The 17,529-nt window shown below is 39.2% G+C and carries 23 protein-coding genes and 1 other annotated feature; of the genes, 21 read left to right on the forward strand and 2 right to left on the reverse strand.

Going from position 1 to position 17,529, the window contains the following annotated elements:
- Window positions 1-4 precede the first annotated feature (4 nt).
- The 14 genes from mreC to AAJG31_RS20880 all read left to right on the forward strand — a co-directional run bounded on the left by mreC (window position 5) and on the right by AAJG31_RS20880 (window position 9,243).
- Window positions 5-919, forward strand: coding sequence for a rod shape-determining protein MreC (gene mreC, locus AAJG31_RS20815; protein WP_048395155.1), 915 nt, complete (start codon window positions 5-7; stop codon window positions 917-919).
- A complete protein-coding gene (gene mreD / locus AAJG31_RS20820) occupies window positions 919-1,443 on the forward strand; it encodes a rod shape-determining protein MreD (RefSeq protein WP_054550026.1) in 525 nt (174 codons plus the stop codon). Before mreC ends, mreD begins: the two co-directional genes overlap by 1 nt.
- A 27-nt stretch (window positions 1,444-1,470) precedes the next feature.
- Window positions 1,471-2,139 carry a septum site-determining protein MinC gene (gene minC, locus AAJG31_RS20825; RefSeq protein ID WP_004226657.1) on the forward strand — a complete coding sequence of 223 codons (669 nt, stop codon included), beginning with the start codon at window positions 1,471-1,473 and terminating at the stop codon, window positions 2,137-2,139.
- A gap of 1 nt (window position 2,140) precedes the next feature.
- A complete protein-coding gene (gene minD, locus AAJG31_RS20830) occupies window positions 2,141-2,938 on the forward strand; it encodes a septum site-determining protein MinD (protein ID WP_004226660.1) in 798 nt (265 codons plus the stop codon).
- Window positions 2,939-3,031: 93 nt separating this feature from the next.
- A complete protein-coding gene (locus AAJG31_RS20835) occupies window positions 3,032-3,586 on the forward strand; it encodes a peptidoglycan DD-metalloendopeptidase family protein (protein WP_016991889.1) in 555 nt (184 codons plus the stop codon).
- Window positions 3,576-4,187: a stage IV sporulation protein FB gene (locus tag AAJG31_RS20840; protein ID WP_048395158.1), complete on the forward strand. Its 612-nt coding sequence runs from the start codon at window positions 3,576-3,578 to the stop codon at window positions 4,185-4,187. The genes AAJG31_RS20835 and AAJG31_RS20840 overlap by 11 nt, the downstream gene beginning before the upstream one ends.
- Before the next feature lie 45 nt (window positions 4,188-4,232).
- Window positions 4,233-4,310 (forward strand) — a sequence feature (ribosomal protein L21 leader region).
- Between the two features lie 14 nt (window positions 4,311-4,324).
- The gene (gene rplU, locus AAJG31_RS20845; RefSeq protein ID WP_004226667.1) at window positions 4,325-4,633 is read left to right on the forward strand and encodes a 50S ribosomal protein L21; all 309 of its coding nucleotides are present in this window, start codon (window positions 4,325-4,327) and stop codon (window positions 4,631-4,633) included.
- Window positions 4,634-4,649: 16 nt separating this feature from the next.
- Window positions 4,650-5,006, forward strand: a complete 357-nt coding sequence (locus AAJG31_RS20850; protein ID WP_016991891.1) for a ribosomal-processing cysteine protease Prp — start codon at window positions 4,650-4,652, stop codon at window positions 5,004-5,006.
- Entirely contained in the window at window positions 5,003-5,302 is a 300-nt protein-coding gene (rpmA, locus tag AAJG31_RS20855) for a 50S ribosomal protein L27 (protein ID WP_016991892.1), read from the forward strand. The genes AAJG31_RS20850 and rpmA overlap by 4 nt, the downstream gene beginning before the upstream one ends.
- 177 nt (window positions 5,303-5,479) lie before the next feature.
- On the forward strand, window positions 5,480-6,007 hold the full coding sequence (locus AAJG31_RS20860; RefSeq protein WP_048395160.1) for a Spo0B domain-containing protein: 528 nt from the start codon (window positions 5,480-5,482) through the stop codon (window positions 6,005-6,007).
- Between the two features lie 5 nt (window positions 6,008-6,012).
- Window positions 6,013-7,302 carry a GTPase ObgE gene (obgE, locus tag AAJG31_RS20865; RefSeq protein ID WP_066036507.1) on the forward strand — a complete coding sequence of 430 codons (1,290 nt, stop codon included), beginning with the start codon at window positions 6,013-6,015 and terminating at the stop codon, window positions 7,300-7,302.
- A 24-nt stretch (window positions 7,303-7,326) separates the two neighbouring features.
- Window positions 7,327-7,782 carry an ACT domain-containing protein gene (locus tag AAJG31_RS20870; protein WP_004226679.1) on the forward strand — a complete coding sequence of 152 codons (456 nt, stop codon included), beginning with the start codon at window positions 7,327-7,329 and terminating at the stop codon, window positions 7,780-7,782.
- A gap of 165 nt (window positions 7,783-7,947) precedes the next feature.
- Complete coding sequence (gene pheA / locus AAJG31_RS20875) at window positions 7,948-8,826, forward strand: prephenate dehydratase (protein WP_048395164.1); 879 nt, start codon at window positions 7,948-7,950, stop codon at window positions 8,824-8,826.
- Between the two features lie 24 nt (window positions 8,827-8,850).
- Complete coding sequence (locus AAJG31_RS20880) at window positions 8,851-9,243, forward strand: thiol-disulfide oxidoreductase DCC family protein (RefSeq protein ID WP_048395166.1); 393 nt, start codon at window positions 8,851-8,853, stop codon at window positions 9,241-9,243.
- Between the two features lie 127 nt (window positions 9,244-9,370).
- Here AAJG31_RS20880 and AAJG31_RS20885 read toward each other — a convergent pair whose 3' ends face one another.
- Window positions 9,371-9,904, reverse strand: a complete 534-nt coding sequence (locus AAJG31_RS20885) for a transcription repressor NadR (RefSeq protein WP_131520487.1) — start codon at window positions 9,902-9,904, stop codon at window positions 9,371-9,373.
- A gap of 141 nt (window positions 9,905-10,045) precedes the next feature.
- On the opposite strand from AAJG31_RS20885, the gene AAJG31_RS20890 reads away from it, so the two are divergent.
- The 7 genes from AAJG31_RS20890 to yajC all read left to right on the forward strand — a co-directional run bounded on the left by AAJG31_RS20890 (window position 10,046) and on the right by yajC (window position 16,481).
- Window positions 10,046-11,077 carry a LysM domain-containing protein gene (locus tag AAJG31_RS20890; RefSeq protein ID WP_279495628.1) on the forward strand — a complete coding sequence of 344 codons (1,032 nt, stop codon included), beginning with the start codon at window positions 10,046-10,048 and terminating at the stop codon, window positions 11,075-11,077.
- Window positions 11,078-11,165: 88 nt separating this feature from the next.
- On the forward strand, window positions 11,166-11,945 hold the full coding sequence (locus AAJG31_RS20895) for a phosphotransferase (RefSeq protein WP_054550030.1): 780 nt from the start codon (window positions 11,166-11,168) through the stop codon (window positions 11,943-11,945).
- 111 nt (window positions 11,946-12,056) lie between these two features.
- Entirely contained in the window at window positions 12,057-12,677 is a 621-nt protein-coding gene (gene ruvA, locus AAJG31_RS20900) for a Holliday junction branch migration protein RuvA (RefSeq protein WP_048395174.1), read from the forward strand.
- 18 nt (window positions 12,678-12,695) lie between these two features.
- Window positions 12,696-13,700 carry a Holliday junction branch migration DNA helicase RuvB gene (gene ruvB, locus AAJG31_RS20905; RefSeq protein ID WP_004226692.1) on the forward strand — a complete coding sequence of 335 codons (1,005 nt, stop codon included), beginning with the start codon at window positions 12,696-12,698 and terminating at the stop codon, window positions 13,698-13,700.
- Window positions 13,701-13,717: 17 nt separating this feature from the next.
- Window positions 13,718-14,758 carry a tRNA preQ1(34) S-adenosylmethionine ribosyltransferase-isomerase QueA gene (queA, locus tag AAJG31_RS20910; protein ID WP_279495627.1) on the forward strand — a complete coding sequence of 347 codons (1,041 nt, stop codon included), beginning with the start codon at window positions 13,718-13,720 and terminating at the stop codon, window positions 14,756-14,758.
- A gap of 57 nt (window positions 14,759-14,815) precedes the next feature.
- Window positions 14,816-15,961: a tRNA guanosine(34) transglycosylase Tgt gene (gene tgt, locus AAJG31_RS20915; RefSeq protein WP_016991901.1), complete on the forward strand. Its 1,146-nt coding sequence runs from the start codon at window positions 14,816-14,818 to the stop codon at window positions 15,959-15,961.
- 253 nt (window positions 15,962-16,214) lie between these two features.
- On the forward strand, window positions 16,215-16,481 hold the full coding sequence (gene yajC, locus AAJG31_RS20920; protein ID WP_004226696.1) for a preprotein translocase subunit YajC: 267 nt from the start codon (window positions 16,215-16,217) through the stop codon (window positions 16,479-16,481).
- Between the two features lie 73 nt (window positions 16,482-16,554).
- Here the strand turns inward: yajC and AAJG31_RS20925 are convergent, their stop codons facing one another.
- Window positions 16,555-17,406, reverse strand: coding sequence for a polysaccharide deacetylase family protein (locus AAJG31_RS20925; protein WP_279495626.1), 852 nt, complete (start codon window positions 17,404-17,406; stop codon window positions 16,555-16,557).
- Between the last annotated feature and the right edge of the window lie 123 nt (window positions 17,407-17,529).

Consider the following 17,529-nt stretch of genomic DNA (forward strand, 5'->3'; position numbering starts at 1 on the left):
GGCAATGCCACACTTTTTTTTCAATAAGAAAGTAATTTTGCTGCTCATAGGCATGGTTTTTCTTGTGGCATTGATTAGCTTCTCATTACGTGATCGGACGAATGCAACTTTACCAGAGCAAATTATTAAAGATACTGTCGGTTTCGCACAATCGCTTGTTGCGAAGCCGGCGAATTATATTAATGGTGTTTTTAATAGTATTGACTCCCTCTTAAACACGTACGAAGAAAATAAACGTTTAAAAGCACGCTTAGAAGATTTTGCAGTTGTACAAGCTGAGGCTACGGATTTAAAATCAGAGAATAACAAGCTTCGAGAGCTTTTGGATAAAACTGAGAGCTTAAAGGCATTTAATCCAATTCAAGCAACAGTGATTGCTAGAAATCCTGACCAGTGGGAAGAGAAAATTATTTTAGATAAAGGGTCTTCTCATGGAGTCAAAAAAAATATGGCAGTTATGACCGCGAAAGGGTTAGTGGGGAAAATTACCCTAGTTACACCTTTCACATCTGAGGTAGAGCTTTTAAATACAAATAATCCAAACTATCGTGTTTCCGCGATGGTGCTAGGAGAAAAAGAAGCATACGGTTTAATCGAGGGCTTTGATGAAGAACGTAATGAACTCATTATGAAGCGAATCGATTCTAGCATGAAGGTGAAAGAAGGCGAGCAAGTAGTTTCTTCAGGTCTTGGTGGTATTTTCCCTAAGGGAGTGCCGATAGGAGAAATTACGGAAGTTAGTACAGATGACTTTGGTTTAACGAAAATGGCGTATGTCAAACCATCTGCTGATTTTTCAATTTTAGAGCATGTTGTGATTGCCAAGCGAACATCCACAAGTATTGATGGATCAGATGGCAATGCAACGAATGAGGATTTATCGAATCCGCAAGAGGCAAGTGAAGAGGAGGCGGAGTGATGGTTCGATTTCTCATCCCCTCTGTAGCGGTTTTACTATTCCTGTTAGAACCAGAATTTGCTATGCTTTCCCCGATTGAAATTAAAGGGGAAGTCTATTTTCTGGTACCGCGTTTTTTAATCTTATACCTTATTTTTATATCCATCTATTACAGCCGTCAACGTGCGGTAATGTATGGACTTTTTTTTGGTGTCTTGTATGATGTGTTTTACATTGATATTATTGGATTATATTCAGTACTTTATCCACTTATATGTTTTTTGGCAGGGTCTATCGTGAAAGTTATACATCAGCACTTAGTTGTAACAACTACAATTTCAGTTATACTAGTAGCGATTTTAGAATTTATTCTCTATCAATTCTTTTTCCTAATCGATTTTACAGCAATTCCTTTAGCGGATTTCTTACGTTCACGACTACTACCAACAATCATTGCGAATGCTTTATTTTTAATGATTCTTGGGTGGGCCTTCAAGTATCTAATTAATGCGCGTGTCTTACAGAGAGCACGTGAGGTTTCTTAACAAAGAACAACGTGAGGTGAGGCATTCATGAAAAAACAGTTAGTTAATATGAAGGGAACGAAGGACGGTTTTGTACTACGCCTAGACGACCAATGTGCGTATGGTGAACTAGTGGAAGAATTAAAGAATAAGGTTTTAGAGGGCGGTATCGATGGTAAAGTTGATGTACAATTATACTTAGGCTATCGATACTGTACTGAAGAACAATTAAATGAACTTATAAAAATTATAGAAGAAACAGAACAGCTTATTGTATCGAAGGTGCAAAGTGAAGTACTGACTGTCCACGAAAGCAACCAGAAGATGTTTGAAAGCCAACAAGATACATATATAGGAGTGGTCAGATCAGGACAAATTCTGCGTTCATCCGGGGATATTACCATCATAGGAAATGTCAATCCAAACGGTCGTGTTGAGGCTGGAGGTAATGTATATGTCCTAGGTAGACTTAAAGGGATTGCACATGCTGGTATGCAAGGCAATAAAGAAGCAATCATTGCAGCATCTCGATTTGAAGCCACGCATATCATGATTGCCGATCAAGTTCAGGTAATGTCAGATGAACATGTAAAAGCGATTAATCAAGTAGAAATGACTTGTGCATTTATTGGCTACGATGGACGCATTACGTACGATCAAATTCATGCCTTAAAAAATATTCGACCATTGTTAAATGTGTCTAAGGGAGGAAGCTAGTGTGGGAGAAGCGATCGTCATAACTTCAGGTAAAGGCGGTGTCGGTAAAACAACGACAACGGCTAACCTTGGGACTGCATTGGCTCTACAAGGTAAAAAAGTATGTTTAGTGGATACAGATATTGGCCTACGTAATTTAGATGTGATTTTAGGCCTTGAAAATCGTATTATTTATGACCTAGTCGATGTGGTGGAAGGACGCTGTAAAATTCATCAAGCATTGATTAAGGATAAACGCGTAGATGAGAAACTATTTTTATTACCTGCTGCTCAAACAACAGATAAAAATGCTGTTACCCCTGAGCAAATGAAGAGCTTAGTAGAGGAATTGAAAAGAGACTATGATTATGTATTAATCGATTGCCCAGCGGGAATTGAGCAAGGCTACCGTAACGCTGTTGCTGGTGCAGATCATGCGATTGTTGTCACAACACCTGAAATTTCTGCTGTTCGTGATGCAGATCGTATTATTGGTTTACTGGAGCAGGAAGAGATAACAGCACCTAAACTCATCATTAATCGTATTCGACAACATATGATGAAGAGCGGTGACACACTGGATGTCAATGAAATTACAACTCATTTATCTATTGATTTATTAGGTATTATTATAGACAGTGAAGGTGTCATTTCATCTTCTAATAAAGGTGAACCAATTGTAATGGACCCCTCAAATAAAGCGTCATTAGGCTATCGAAATATTGCCCGTCGTATTCTTGGTGAATCAGTGCCATTAATGGCTATACAAGATGAGCAAAGAGGGATGTTTTCAAAACTTAAAGCCCTTTTCTCAAAATAAATTAAAACCTTTTCGTGCAATTGTACGAGAAGGTTTTTTCTTGTGCATGTTTGGACATGCAATCACATATAGTGAGGAAAAAAGGATGAGGGCTTGTTTAAAAAATGGAAATGGTTTGTCACGATACTTCTTGTGGCGGCGATCATGCTTGTAATTCGTTTAGAGGACCAGGGTGTAGTGGATACACCTGTTCGGAAGCTTGTTACAACCTCTGCTGATTTAACGTATTTAAGTGAGCTCGGGCAAAGCTGGTTCGAAAAAGAAAAAGAGACCATCATGGTTTCTAGTGATGTAGGGCAAGCAGATCTTTTAACATTTGCGAATGCCCAAGTATTTAAAGAAGGCTATCTATTGCAGTATGATGTTGGCTTACCTATCTATGCTGGTCAAAATGGATTAGTCGTTTTTACTGGCCATACAAAGTACACAGGTAAGACCATGACCATCAGCTATGAAGATGGTACAACCGTTTCCTATGGTATGTTAGATAGTTTAGCTCAACTACCATACACATCTATTCAAGCAAATGATTTAATTGGCATGAAAGAAGCGGGTCAACTTTATGTGTCCATCGAAAAGGGAGATGCCCATTATGATTTAGAGCAAATTGTACAATGGCTTGAAACGACGGAGACAAATGAGGATTAAATTACATCTTCTGTGTATCCCTCTCGTATTTGTCATGATTTTTAGTGGCCAGTTAGCCTATTACGCGATCATTCTGTTTTCCTTACTGTGGCATGAGGCTGGTCACTTAGTTGCGGCAGTAATGTGTGGAGTGAAGGTGAAATCCTGCGTAATTACACCATACGGGGGAGAAATTCAATTTGAAAATCCAGCGGTTGTGCAAGCTTCGTCACTCCTATGGATTGCATTAGGAGGGCCAATCGCTACGATTATTGGGATTGGCCTCGCTTTTTTTATGCCTGATTTACTCGCTACTAAGCTTATAAATGTACAACTCGTGTTATTGGCTGTCAATATTGTACCCATCATACCGTTAGATGGTGGAAGGATATTGTTAGCCTGCCTATTTTTAAAATATCCAAGAGCTCACGTGATAGAGCTATATTATTGGTTATCATTCATCGTAGCTACTATACTATTACTTGTCACTTTCAAGTTCTTGCCACAATCTATTTTTTTAGCCATCATAAATTTATTTATTTGGTTGCAAGTATTGAAAGAATGGCGTTATCGAAAATATCGAGTTGCTTTTGAAAAATATGTTATGAATAGATTGACTTGAAAAAATTCGTGTGGTAATATTTTAATGTTATTGTTTGTAGCACCCGTGCTACTACAACCGCTCTGTAAAGGTTTAAGTGTCTAGTAAGATCACCTTATGAAACAGGCGAGTCTGAGTCTAAGAGGAGGTGCAGTAAAATGTACGCAATTATTGAAACTGGTGGTAAACAAGTCAAAGTAGAAGCTGGTCAAGAAATCTATGTTGAAAAATTAGGCGTAGAAGCTGATGAGGTTGTAACTTTTGATAAAGTTTTATTCGTAGGTGGCGAAAACGTTAAAGTTGGCGCTCCATTCGTAGAAGGTGCTACTGTAACAGCTAAAGTTGTTAAAGAAGGCCGTGCGAAAAAAATCGTTGTTTTCAAATTGAAAGCTAAAAAGAACTACCGTCGTAAACAAGGTCACCGTCAACCTTACACAAAATTAGTTGTTGAAGCAATCAACGCTTAATTGTGAGGTATAGCGAATGATACAAGTTACGATTCATCACGATGAAAATAGACATGTGTCAGCATTCGAATTTTCAGGACATGCTGGTTATGATGAATCTGGTAAGGATTTAGTATGTGCAGGAGCATCAACTATAGCCATTGGTACAGTGAATGCTATTTATGCATTATTACAAATTCAGCCAGAAATCGAACAAGCTGCTGAAGGTGGAGGCTATCTCAAGGTAGATTTACCATCAGACATAGAGCCTGAAGTAGATGCAAAACTACAGTTAATTGTTCAAGTAATGACTGCCCAAGTGTATTCTATGGTGCAAAATTACGGACAATACATCCAAATCAACTACAACCAAGTAGGAGGTGGAACTCGATGAAATTATTATTAGCATTAGACCTTCAACTTTTTGCATCGAAAAAAGGGGTAGGTTCTACTAAAAACGGACGTGACTCTGAGTCTAAACGACTTGGTGCAAAACGTGCTGATGGCCAATTCGTAACAGGTGGTTCAATTCTTTACCGTCAACGCGGTACAAAAATTTACCCAGGTACAAACGTAGGTCGTGGTGGTGACGATACACTATTTGCTAAAGTTGACGGCGTTGTTAAATTTGAACGTTTAGGTCGCGATCGCAAACAAGTATCTGTTTATCCAACAACACAAGAAGCTTAATCTTTTATAAGATAACATAAAGCGGAGGACTGCATTTATTGCAGTCCTTTTTTTGGCTAAATTTCAAAAAAGCCGATTGGACGCAATGACACCAAGGTATAATTGATTAAAGAATTAAGGGAAAAATACAGCAAAACTTGTTATACTAGTAAGGATAACTTTATTGGAGTGAATGGGATGAACAATCAATCACTAACCATTAGTGAAGTATTACGTTTTGCAAATCATGATTATGTGAATCAACTGCAACTGATTCGCATGAATTTAGATTTAGGTAGAATCGAGGAATCGAAAAAACTTATTCAACATTATTCAGAACAATTACGAGTATTTTCTATCCTCAATCGACTACAATTACCACAAACAATTGAATGGCTTCAAACAGCAGGATGGCGTTACCCATCATTAGCTTGGAAGCTAAGCGGTGAGATAAAAAAGCCTGTGACCAATGATATTGATCAGGAAGTTGTAGATTATTTAAACAAAACAGTTATGCATGTTTATGATACATTAGATCCATTTACAGAGCAGATCCTAACGCTTGATGTACGTGTTGACGATCATACATTTGCCGTGACATTCACGCTAAATGGGTTATGGAGTGCTGATGCATTCACCGAAAAAGGTTTGAAACAATTCGACATTCAAACAATTGAGCAGACAACTACACGCTGGCAATATGTCTTGAGTGCAAATAGGGAGTGAACTAAATGTTTGTCGATCACGTAAAGATTTATGTTAAAGGTGGCGATGGCGGAGATGGTATGGTAGCCTTTCGCCGTGAAAAATATGTACCAAATGGTGGTCCAGCTGGTGGAGATGGTGGACACGGTGGTAACGTTGTATTTGAAGTAGAAGAGGGCTTACGAACATTAATGGATTTCCGCTATAAACGCCATTTTAAAGCACCTCGTGGCGAGCATGGGATGAGTAAAGGCATGCATGGTAAAAATGCGGAGGATTTAATTGTTAAAGTACCACCAGGCACAGTGGTTATGAATGAAGAAACAAATGCCGTTATTGCTGACTTAGTCGAGCATGGGCAAAGAGCAGTTATTGCGAAAGCAGGCAGAGGTGGACGAGGTAATTCTCGCTTTGCTACACCTGCCAACCCGGCGCCAGAACTTTCTGAAAAAGGTGAGCCAGGACAAGAATTAAATGTTATATTAGAGTTAAAAGTTTTAGCAGATGTAGGGTTAGTTGGTTTCCCAAGTGTTGGTAAATCAACACTTTTATCTGTTGTTTCCGCGGCTAAGCCAAAAATTGGTGCTTATCATTTCACAACAATTGTACCGAACTTAGGCATGATTGAAACGGATGACCATCGAAGCTTTGCGATGGCTGATTTACCAGGGCTTATTGAGGGAGCACATCAAGGAGTTGGATTAGGTCATCAATTTTTACGACATATCGAACGTACACGCGTTATCGTTCATGTCATTGATATGTCAGGGATGGAAGGCCGCGATCCATATGAAGATTATTTAACAATTAATGAAGAGCTAAAACAATATAATCTTCGTTTAACAGAGCGTCCACAAATTATCGTAGCCAATAAAATGGATATGCCAGATGCAGAAGAGAATTTAACAGCATTCCGTCAGAAGGTTGGAGAAGACGTTCAAATTTTCCCAATTTCTGCTGTTTCACGTCAAGGTTTAAAAGAGCTACTTTTTGCCATTGCCGATCTATTAGAAGTAACGCCTGAATTCCCACTATATGATGATCTAGAGGAGCAATCAGACGCAACCGTAATGTACAAGCATGAGGCAAAAGGTGAAGATTTCGAAATCACACGTGATGATGATGGTACATTTATTATTAGTGGTTATGCAATTGAGCGTTTATTTAAAATGACAGACTTTAGCCGTGAGGATGGTATACGTCGTTTTGCTCGTCAATTGCGTGCAATGGGTGTGGACGAGGCTCTGCGTGAGCGTGGAGCGCAAGATGGCGATACAGTACGCCTACAAGAGTTTGAATTTGAATTTGTCGATTAAGACATGAGTTTTAGGGGGAAGCGTATGAAGAATGTTGCGAATCAGCGATATTATTTAGTTCGTGAGGATGTTTTAACGGATGCAATGCAAAAAACTTTGGAGGCGAAACACTTACTATCAAGTGGTTCAGTATCTTCCATTTGGGATGCGGTAAAGCAGGTGGATTTATCGCGAAGTGCGTTTTACAAATATCGTGATGCGGTTTTTCCTTTTCATTCAATTGTGCAGGAACGCATTTTAACAGTCTTTTTACAGCTTCAAGATAGAAAAGGAACACTTGCCAAGCTTTTAGAAACTGTGACAATTACACATTGTAATGTCTTAACGATTCATCAAACAATCCCTATTCAGGGACGTGCGAATGTTACATTGTCATTAGATGTAACAAGCATGACTTGTGATCTTGATGATCTTATTCAGCAATTAAAACGCTTAGATTTTGTGGAATCAGCGGAAGTGATTAGTTCTGGAGCATTATAAGCACAGAGAGTGTTCAATCCTTTAATTTTTGACAAAATGACAAACATCGTGTTGAATAACCCCAATGGGTAAAGATACGATAACAAAGCTCAAATAAGGAGCTGTCCCAAGCGTTTTTCATCACGAGGGACTGCTCCTTATTGTGCCATAAAGGAGGTATTTGCAATGACAAAGCAACAATGGGAAAATCGAATCGCCTATCTAGGACCAGAAGCATCATTTACATACTTAGCAACAAAGGCTACTTTTCCAAATGAGTGGCTCGTACCGTGTGCCACGATTCCAGAATGTATAGAGGCTGTTGCAGAGGGAAAGGTAGATTTAGCTGTCGTGCCGCTAGAAAATGCTCTAGAGGGCTCTGTATCATTAACATTAGATTACTTATTCCATGAGGCAACACTTTATGTAACTGGAGAGTTATTGCTGAAAATTCAGCAGCATTTAATGGTCAATAAAGCGCAGAAGGATGATTGGCAGTCAATCGAAGGTGTTTATTCTCATCCGCATGCACTAGCTCAATGTCATAAATATTTATTTTATCGTTTTAGTCATGTACCATTACATCAAACAACTTCAACTGCAGCAGCAGCAAAATATGTATCAGAGAATCCACAAGAGTGTATAGCGGCAGTCGGTAATGCAGCCGCAGCTGAAAAATATGGTCTTGAAATAGTGGAGCAGAATATCCATGATTTTCATTTTAATCATACACGATTCTTTGTACTGTCTAAGCAAAATAAACGATTGCCACAAGAGCTATCAGATGGGCAAGCGAAAACAACATTTATGATTACCTTACCAACAGATCGTTCAGGTGCATTACATCAGGTGCTTTCTGTTTTTGCATGGCGTCAGCTAAATTTAAGTAAAATCGAATCACGTCCATTAAAAACTGGATTAGGTGATTATTTCTTTATGATTGATGTATTAGCAGATGAAAAGGAACCGATGATGCGTGGGGCAATGGAAGAATTAGCTGCGCTAGGCTGCAAAGTAAAGTCACTGGGTACCTATTTTACTTATGTAACATCAGACGAAGCATAGTAATGTGAAGGAGGAGGAAAGAAGATGGGTGGGATTATTTTATTCGATGGTGTCTGTAATTTTTGTGATAGCACTGTTCAATTTATCATCAAACATGATCAAGCTGGCTATTTTCAATTTGCATCGCTGCAAAGCGAGGCTGGTCAATCGCTTCTCACTCAATATCATATACCAAAGAATATAGATAGTGTAATTCTTATTGAACAAGGGAAAGTGTCTGTTGAATCTACCGCTGCGTTAAACATTTGCCGTAAATTTGATGGATTGTGGCCTTGTTTCTACGCCTTCATTCTTGTACCACCATTTATTCGCAATGCATTATATCGATTATTTGCAAAGCAACGCTATCGTTTGTTTGGAAAAAAAAGTGAATGCTTATTGCCTACGCCTGCTCAACGTCAAAGATTTCTTTCCTGATAAGGAAATACTTGCCTTTAAGAGAACAATAGCTCCGGACGGAAGCCCGCGCTTAACGAGACAATACCAGCATTAAAAAACAGAAAGCACCGTTTGAAATCAATTTTTCAGACGGTGCTTTTACTATTCATTGATCTGACACTAAGTAGCCCTTTTTTTGTAAAGCTCCCTCAATTAATGTTAAAACTTCAACAGAGGGTGCTGTGATGACATGTAGATGGATGCCGCCAGTGAGAGCAGATAAATAGTTGGCCTGTGTTGCATTCACACGTTCGATAAATTGTTTCACCTCATGGCGGTTGGATACCATGATAGAGGCTGTCAGTTCACCATATATTGGATGTTCGACAATGACATTTTTGACGGTTCCGCCACAGTCTACAATCGTCATTAATTCATCTTCCGTCTGCTCTGATGTATGCAAGCAAGGGAATGTTCGTTCAACGGTTTGCTGTATTTGTTCTTGATGCATATAAAGATAACCTTGGCTTGTGGCAATAATGGGCTCATTTCTTGCCTTTAATAAAGTCATATCATTGACGATTACTTGTCTAGAAACATTGGCGAACTTTGCTAAGTCTGTCCCAGTTATAGGTGCTTTATTTTTTTTTAATTGCGCTAATAGTTGCAGTCGGCGTTCTTCGCCTAACATTTTTTTCATAAGAGATCACCCCTGCTCGTAATAAAGGAATCAGCGTTCCTTATGAATTAGTGTACCATGAAGCTTTTCTAACTTGCTGAAATTTTTGTATCCAAATGAAACATTGAACATATGATACGTAGAGAGGAAGGGAGGAAAAAATTGCGTATTCATATTGTTCAAAAGGGAGATACATTGTGGAAGATTGCGAAAGAGTACGGCATTTCGTTTGAAGATTTGAAGCGGCTCAATGTCCATCTTGCCAACCCAGATTATATTGTTCCAGGCATGGAAATTATATTGCCTGAAAAAATAAACAAAGAGCCGCATAGAGATTCACATAAAGAAATGCCGAAAAAGGAAACACAAGTGCATAAGGAGACACCAAAGGAAAGTCCTAAAAAAGAGGTACAGCGACCAATGCCACCACCACCGCCAATTGTACCGCCACCACCAGCTCCTATGCCAATGCCAGAACCACAAATGATACCGATACCAATACCGATGCCAATGCCAATGCAGATGCCACAACAGCCGATGTGGGTACCGCAGCCTGTGGAAATGAATTGGCACCAGCAATTGGTGATGCCACAAATGGAGCAAAATGTTACAACACCACCTGTACAAATACAGCCACCACCACCGCCACCACCGCCTGTAGCTAAACCAAAGCCAATGCCAATGCCACAACCAGCACCACATCCACCAATGCATATCATGCCACAAATGCCTGCCGTACCACATTGTTCAAGTTGCCATCAGCCAATCTATCATCAGATGTGGTGGCCGATGCCAATGCAGCCGCAGGTCGAGCATTATACGATGCCACAGCAGCCAATGTCCTATGACATGCCAGATCATAAAGTAGGTGGAATGGAAGACTTTTTAGAGTCCACATCACCATTCTTCCATACGCAAGATCACCAAAAGCCACAAATGGATATGATGCCCGATATGAATATGGGGCAATCCTGTGGTTGTGGCACACAACCAATGATGATGCCTGATATGAACATGGGTCAATCTTGTGGCTGTGGCACACAACCAATGATGATGCCAAATTGGCAAATGGACCCTTGTCATTGCCCGCCACCACCATGTCCGACACATTGTCCACCACCATGCCCATCAGCAGCAGGTCCTTGGATGTCTCCGCATTATTTCCCAGGCGGGATGACGCCTTATCGATGGTGAAAAAGCGTATATTGTAGAAGAAGTAAAGCCAAATATTTGGAAATATAAATATCGATCGAAAAATTATTTTGTCAAACGTGCAAAGCAAGTGGAAATTGCGGAGAAGGTAAGAACCATTCATCGCCAATTAGGACGTATGGAACCTTCTTTGATCCTACCATTAGTTCAGAGCGATGATGAGCAGTTAATTGTGCAAATGTGGCAAGAAGGAAGCCACGGGGCTAACTTTGCGCATAAAAAAGATCGTAATGAATCTCTTAGACTATTAATCGCTTTACATGACACACATAAAAAGATTGCGTGGCAGCGCGTGCCAGGCTTGCATACCTACTCACAGCTTTTAAAATGGCAAATGCGTCATATGCGTTTTAAAAGTAGAAGAAATGAGTTTCGAACATTTTTAACGAAAGAAGAAATTGATCAAATATTGCATTATAGTGATAAGTCATTACAATTGATTGCATTGGAAGATGCACCTGAAAAAGAGATTACGCTATTGCATGGGGATGTAGTTCATCATAATTTTTTATGGTGCTCCGATGGACAATTACGTTTAATTGATTTTGATTTAGCGCACCTTGGTGAAGCGGATGACGAGTATATTTTATGGTTACATCGTGTGTTACCTGCTGTAGATTATGATCTTGGAAAGATTTTTGCAGAGTTACCTGAGCTGAAACGACTGGATAAAAGAAAGCTTCATCGCTTGAAATACCCAAATGAGTTATTACGAGAATGGCTGTTTGCTATAGATTTACCACTAGAGCAACAGCTAGTATTTTTAGATTATTTAGTACCATTTACAAAACGAGCCCTCACCTATTGGCCAAAACTGTGGTACGATATTGATAGATTTGTCAAGAAATGACCGTCAATTGGCGGTCATTTTTGTCTGCGAACGGAGTTTAGACGCTACTTTTTGTCGAGCATTCGTTCGCTATATGCTATAATCGAAGACGATGATTGTGAGGGATTATAGATGTATGATTATTTAAAAGGACAAATTACTCGTATTACACCTGAATTTATTGTGCTGGAACAACAGGGGATTGGGTGGCAACTTAATACGCCCAATCCATTTGCTTTTCGAACATCTGCCCTTGAGCAACAGATATATGTTCATTTGCATGTGCGAGAGGATGCGCAAGTTTTATATGGCTTCCCTAACCTAGATCAGCGTGAGTTATTCCGTAAGCTTATTTTAGTGTCAGGAATAGGACCAAAGGGCGCTTTAGCGATTTTAGCTACAGGTAATCCACAACAGGTTATTAGCGCAATTGAGCGGGAGGACGAAGCGTTTTTAGTGAAGTTCCCTGGAGTTGGTAAAAAAACAGCACGTCAAATGATCCTCGACTTGAAGGGCAAACTTGGTTCATTATTAGATACACTTGAATTACCTAGTGCAGAAGATGAATTACCTTTGTTTGGTGTGCATGCCTATAAACATGAATTAGAAGAAGCCCTACTTGCCTTAATGGCTCTTGGCTATTCTGAAAAAGAGCTAGAAAAAATTAAACCACAGCTAGAGGATAACGATAAACTTGAAACGACAGATGCCTTTATGAAACAAGCATTGCAACTACTGCTAAAATTAAAATAAGGAAAGGAGGAAAGGTGCATGTCTGAACGTATGATGGCAAGTGAAGCAGGGAGCTATGATGAGCAGTTTGAGTTATCTTTACGTCCTCAAAAATTAGCACAGTATATTGGGCAACATAAAGTAAAGGAAAACTTACAAATATTCATTGAAGCGGCAAAGCTTCGCCAAGAAAGTTTAGATCATGTGTTGTTATATGGACCTCCAGGACTTGGTAAAACGACCTTAGCGGCTGTTATCGCAAATGAGATGAATGTTAACGTACGCATGACAAGTGGCCCTGCGATTGAGCGTCCAGGAGATTTGGCAGCTATTTTAAGTTCACTAGAGCCTGGGGACGTTTTATTTATTGATGAAATTCATCGACTGCCCCGTGCTATTGAAGAAGTATTATATCCAGCAATGGAAGACTTCTGCTTAGATATTGTGGTAGGAAAAGGTCCTGAAGCACGTTCTGTACGACTTGATTTACCTCCCTTTACCCTTGTAGGTGCAACAACAAGAGCGGGTGCTTTATCAGCTCCTCTAAGAGATCGCTTTGGTGTGTTGCTGCGCCTAGAATATTATGATGACCGATCGCTTGCTGAAATTGTTGTGAGAAGTGCACATTTATTTGAGGTAGAAATAGAGCAAGTAGCAGCAATGGAAATGGCGAGACGCTCACGTGGAACACCTCGAATTGCCAATCGTTTATTGAAACGAGTGCGAGATTATGCACAAGTGCTTGGAGATGGTATGATAACGGAGGGTCTTGCACAGCAAGCATTAGAGCTGTTACAAGTAGATCCTAGAGGGCTTGATCATATTGACCATAAACTTGTAACCAATATGATTGAGCGATTCCGAGGAGGCCCAGTAGGCTTAGATACTCTTGCTGCATCAATTGGTGAGGAACGGGTTACGATAGAAGATGTATACGAGCCTTATTTGATGCAAATTGGCCTTATTCAACGTACCCCGAGAGGAAGAGTAGCCACACATTTAGCCTACGAACATTTTGGATATGAGTATCCCCAACAAACATAAAGAAGGAAGTTATTTTCATGCGTGTAGAAGATTTTGATTTTGAATTACCAGAGGAGCTTATTGCCCAAACACCATTAGTGGATCGTACAGCAAGTCGATTAATGGTCGTGACACCGGGCTCAAATAAAGTGGAGCACCTCCATTTTGCCCATGTATTAGACGAGCTACATGCTGGAGACTGTCTTGTACTAAATGATACAAGAGTTTTACCTGCTCGTTTAATGGGTGTAAAAGAAGAAACAGGTGCACATATAGAAGTATTGCTACTGAAGCAAATGGCTGGTACAGATGAGTGGGAAACACTTGTAAAACCAGCAAAGCGTGTAAAAGTAGGAACAGTCATCACATTTGGTGACGGTTTATTAACAGCTACATGTACAGGTGAGCTTGAACATGGCGGACGTACATTTGAATTTCAGTATAATGGTATTTTTTATGAAATATTAGAGCAACTTGGTGAAATGCCATTACCTCCCTATATTCGTGAAAAACTAGAGGATAAGGATCGTTATCAAACCGTTTATGCCAAAGAGCGTGGTTCTGCTGCAGCGCCTACAGCTGGGCTGCATTTTACAGAGGAGCTATTAGCTCAAGTGAAGGCTAAAGGCGTAGAGGTTGTCTTTATTACCCTACATGTCGGTCTTGGCACTTTCCGTCCCGTTAGTGTAGACTCGATTGAGAACCATGAAATGCATGCAGAATTCTATAGTGTTACAGAACAAGCAGCAGATACAATTAATCGCGTAAAGCGTAACGGTGGCAAGGTAATAGCTGTTGGGACAACCTCTACTCGTACATTAGAGACAATTGGTTCTAAATATGAGGGAGAAGTGCGAGCAGAACAAGGTTGGACGTCTATTTTCATCTATCCAGGCTACAATTTTACGGTGGTGGATGGGTTAATCACAAACTTCCATTTACCAAAATCAACACTAGTCATGCTTGTTAGTACGCTAGCTACTCGTGAGACCATTTTAAGTGCTTATCAGCAAGCTGTAGAAGAAAGATATCGCTTCTTTAGTTTTGGTGATGCTATGTTTATACGTCCCAAAAAATAATAGTGGATAAAATCGGAGTACTGTTTTTACTTCAGATAAGAAAGGATTATTTATTTTATGACACAACCAGCAATTCGATATGAACTACTTCATACATGTAAACAAACAGGAGCACGTCTTGGCATCGTCCATACACCACACGGCTCCTTTGAAACACCAGCATTTATGCCTGTTGGTACACAAGCAACGGTGAAGACCATGTCACCAGAAGAATTAAAAGAGATGAATGCCGGTATTATTCTGTCCAATACGTACCATTTATGGCTTCGTCCAGGTAATGATATTGTCAAAGAAGCAGGCGGACTTCATAAATTTATGAACTGGGATCGTCCAATTTTAACGGATTCAGGTGGTTTCCAAGTATTTTCACTTAGTCAATTCCGAAAAATTGAGGAGGAAGGAGTTCATTTCCGTAATCACCTCAATGGAGATAAATTATTTTTGAGCCCAGAAAAGGCAATGGAAATTCAAAATGATTTAGGCTCTGATATTATGATGGCCTTTGATGAATGTCCACCGTATCCTGCGACACATGACTATATGCTGAAATCAGTTGATCGAACAACTCGTTGGGCAAAACGCTGTAAGGAAGCACATCAGCGTCCAGAGGAGCAAGGTTTATTTGGCATTATTCAAGGTGGAGAGTACGAAGATTTACGCCGCCGCTCAGCAGAAGCGTTAGTAGAACTAGATTTCCCAGGCTATGCAATTGGTGGATTATCCGTTGGAGAACCGAAAGATGTGATGAACCGCGTTTTAGAATTTACTACGCCAATGATGCCTGAAAATAAACCTCGTTATTTAATGGGTGTTGGTTCACCCGATTCTTTAATTGATGGGGCAATTCGTGGGATCGATATGTTTGACTGTGTACTGCCAACACGTATTGCACGTAATGGAACCCTGATGACATCAGAAGGACGTCTAGTAGTGAAAAATGCAAAATATGCACGTGACTTTGGGCCGATTGATCCGAACTGTGACTGCTATACATGTAAAAATTATTCTCGTGCCTATGTTCGTCACCTTATTCGCACGGAAGAAACGTTCGGTATTCGTTTAACATCCTATCATAATCTACACTTCCTATTAAAATTGATGGAGCAAGTACGTGAGGCAATTCGTCAAGATCGCCTTGGTGATTTCCGTGAAGAGTTCTTTGAAAAATACGGCTTTAATGGGCCAGATGCAAAAAACTTTTAAACTAGACGAATAGGATTATTACATGCGCTAAATTAAAAAAGGACATTAGGCATCCCCTAATGTCCATATTCAATAGCAATAGTTTTGCAAATCATTCAAAACTTTGTAAAAAGTGAATATTTCTAGCAAAATATTGTCAATCATAGAAAAAATATTAGTAATTGAGAAAATTTTTGGGCTTGTCCATCGCTTTTTAATGGTGGAATAGTCTATACTAAAAAAGTGAGATTTGGAAAGGGGGCAAGATGCTATTATGGATCAATTATTAGGATTAGCACCAATATTATTAATGTTCGTTGCAATGTGGTTTATCTTAATCCGTCCAGCTAAAAAAAGACAGCAGGAAACACAAAATATGCAAAGTAGTTTGCAACGTGGAGATAAAGTCATTACAATTGGTGGTTTACACGGTGTTATTGATGCAATTGAAGACACAGCAGTGACATTAAAAATTGCTGACAATGTACGAGTGAAATTTGACCGTCAAGCAATTGGACGAATTGTCAATGACAATCAGTAACAAAGAAGAAAAGGCTTACAATAGGCGATAGCTATATTGTAAGTCTTTTTTATACAATATTAGAAGACAGTGTTTAGATGTTTTTTGCAGTTGTAGTTTTTAATTTATGAATGAATGCCTCACCAGTATCATTGCCATTAATCGTTATTCGGCTTAACGTAAATAGGGAATCGCCTTTTTTCACATGTTTATTTTGTATGACAAAGGCCATCTTAAAGCCAGCTTCCTTGGCTAATTTGATGGTGGAGGGTGAGTAAATCCCATAAGGATAGCTTATTGCTATTGGTTCATATCCTAACTTTTCTTTGATTATTTTTCTTGAATGAATAAAATCATTTCTTACCCTTTCTTCATATTCAACCTGACTCTCTAGTTGCCCATTTACAATACTAGGACCAAATACTGCGCCATTTAGTTTACCATTTTTTGAAGGTAATTTATAATGTAAGTCCCAAGTATGACTCTGGATTGTAATATAATCCTTCATTTCCTTTAATTGATCCCAACTCATCTTTGCTGTTTCATTTGGATAGTAATTGTTTCCATTCATCTCTAGGATTCGGCTTGCAATCACAAAGATTTCTGCATGCATATCATATTTTTTCAATATCGGGTAAGCTTTTTTATAATTACTAAAATACCCATCGTCAAAAGTAATTAACACGGGCTTTTGAGGTAACGGCGCTTGGTCGTTTAAGTAATCATATAATTGCTGAGCAGAAATGGCCTGATAGCCTTCCATTTTAAGTAATTTCATTTGATTTTCGAAGCTTTTGGGTGAAATAACTGTAGTATTGTTTATATTGTCCTCTAAATGATGGTACATAAGAATAGGTATTTCCTGTTCTTGATACCCGTAAATAGGATAAGGTCTAATAAGAAAAAGGATATAAACAAAAACGAAAACGATTATTTTTTTTGTCATGTCCTCACCTTGTTTGCATGTTTATTGTGATAAGCATCTAAGCTCTATGTTAGTGTGTACGAACAAGTAGGGACTATTCCTTGAAAACTGTATAAAAAACAATAAGTAAGGTCACCTTGATAG

Source organism: Lysinibacillus sp. BS3 (assembly GCF_039614735.1).
In the GTDB taxonomy this organism is placed as follows: domain Bacteria; phylum Bacillota; class Bacilli; order Bacillales_A; family Planococcaceae; genus Lysinibacillus; species Lysinibacillus capsici.

Bases quoted from the DNA above. Each gene is read 5' to 3' on its own strand.
- mreC (WP_048395155.1), top strand. From the start codon at position 5: ATGCCACACTTTTTTTTCAATAAGAAAGTAATTTTGCTGCTCATAGGC.
- mreD (WP_054550026.1), top strand. From the start codon at position 919: ATGGTTCGATTTCTCATCCCCTCTGTAGCGGTTTTACTATTCCTGTTA.
- minC (WP_004226657.1), top strand. From the start codon at position 1,471: ATGAAAAAACAGTTAGTTAATATGAAGGGAACGAAGGACGGTTTTGTA.
- AAJG31_RS20840 (WP_048395158.1), top strand. From the start codon at position 3,576: ATGAGGATTAAATTACATCTTCTGTGTATCCCTCTCGTATTTGTCATG.
- rplU (WP_004226667.1), top strand. From the start codon at position 4,325: ATGTACGCAATTATTGAAACTGGTGGTAAACAAGTCAAAGTAGAAGCT.
- AAJG31_RS20850 (WP_016991891.1), top strand. From the start codon at position 4,650: ATGATACAAGTTACGATTCATCACGATGAAAATAGACATGTGTCAGCA.
- rpmA (WP_016991892.1), top strand. From the start codon at position 5,003: ATGAAATTATTATTAGCATTAGACCTTCAACTTTTTGCATCGAAAAAA.
- AAJG31_RS20860 (WP_048395160.1), top strand. From the start codon at position 5,480: ATGAACAATCAATCACTAACCATTAGTGAAGTATTACGTTTTGCAAAT.
- obgE (WP_066036507.1), top strand. From the start codon at position 6,013: ATGTTTGTCGATCACGTAAAGATTTATGTTAAAGGTGGCGATGGCGGA.
- AAJG31_RS20870 (WP_004226679.1), top strand. From the start codon at position 7,327: ATGAAGAATGTTGCGAATCAGCGATATTATTTAGTTCGTGAGGATGTT.
- pheA (WP_048395164.1), top strand. From the start codon at position 7,948: ATGACAAAGCAACAATGGGAAAATCGAATCGCCTATCTAGGACCAGAA.
- AAJG31_RS20880 (WP_048395166.1), top strand. From the start codon at position 8,851: ATGGGTGGGATTATTTTATTCGATGGTGTCTGTAATTTTTGTGATAGC.
- AAJG31_RS20885 (WP_131520487.1), bottom strand. From the start codon at position 9,904: ATGAAAAAAATGTTAGGCGAAGAACGCCGACTGCAACTATTAGCGCAA.
- ruvA (WP_048395174.1), top strand. From the start codon at position 12,057: ATGTATGATTATTTAAAAGGACAAATTACTCGTATTACACCTGAATTT.
- ruvB (WP_004226692.1), top strand. From the start codon at position 12,696: ATGTCTGAACGTATGATGGCAAGTGAAGCAGGGAGCTATGATGAGCAG.
- queA (WP_279495627.1), top strand. From the start codon at position 13,718: ATGCGTGTAGAAGATTTTGATTTTGAATTACCAGAGGAGCTTATTGCC.
- tgt (WP_016991901.1), top strand. From the start codon at position 14,816: ATGACACAACCAGCAATTCGATATGAACTACTTCATACATGTAAACAA.
- yajC (WP_004226696.1), top strand. From the start codon at position 16,215: ATGGATCAATTATTAGGATTAGCACCAATATTATTAATGTTCGTTGCA.
- AAJG31_RS20925 (WP_279495626.1), bottom strand. From the start codon at position 17,406: ATGACAAAAAAAATAATCGTTTTCGTTTTTGTTTATATCCTTTTTCTT.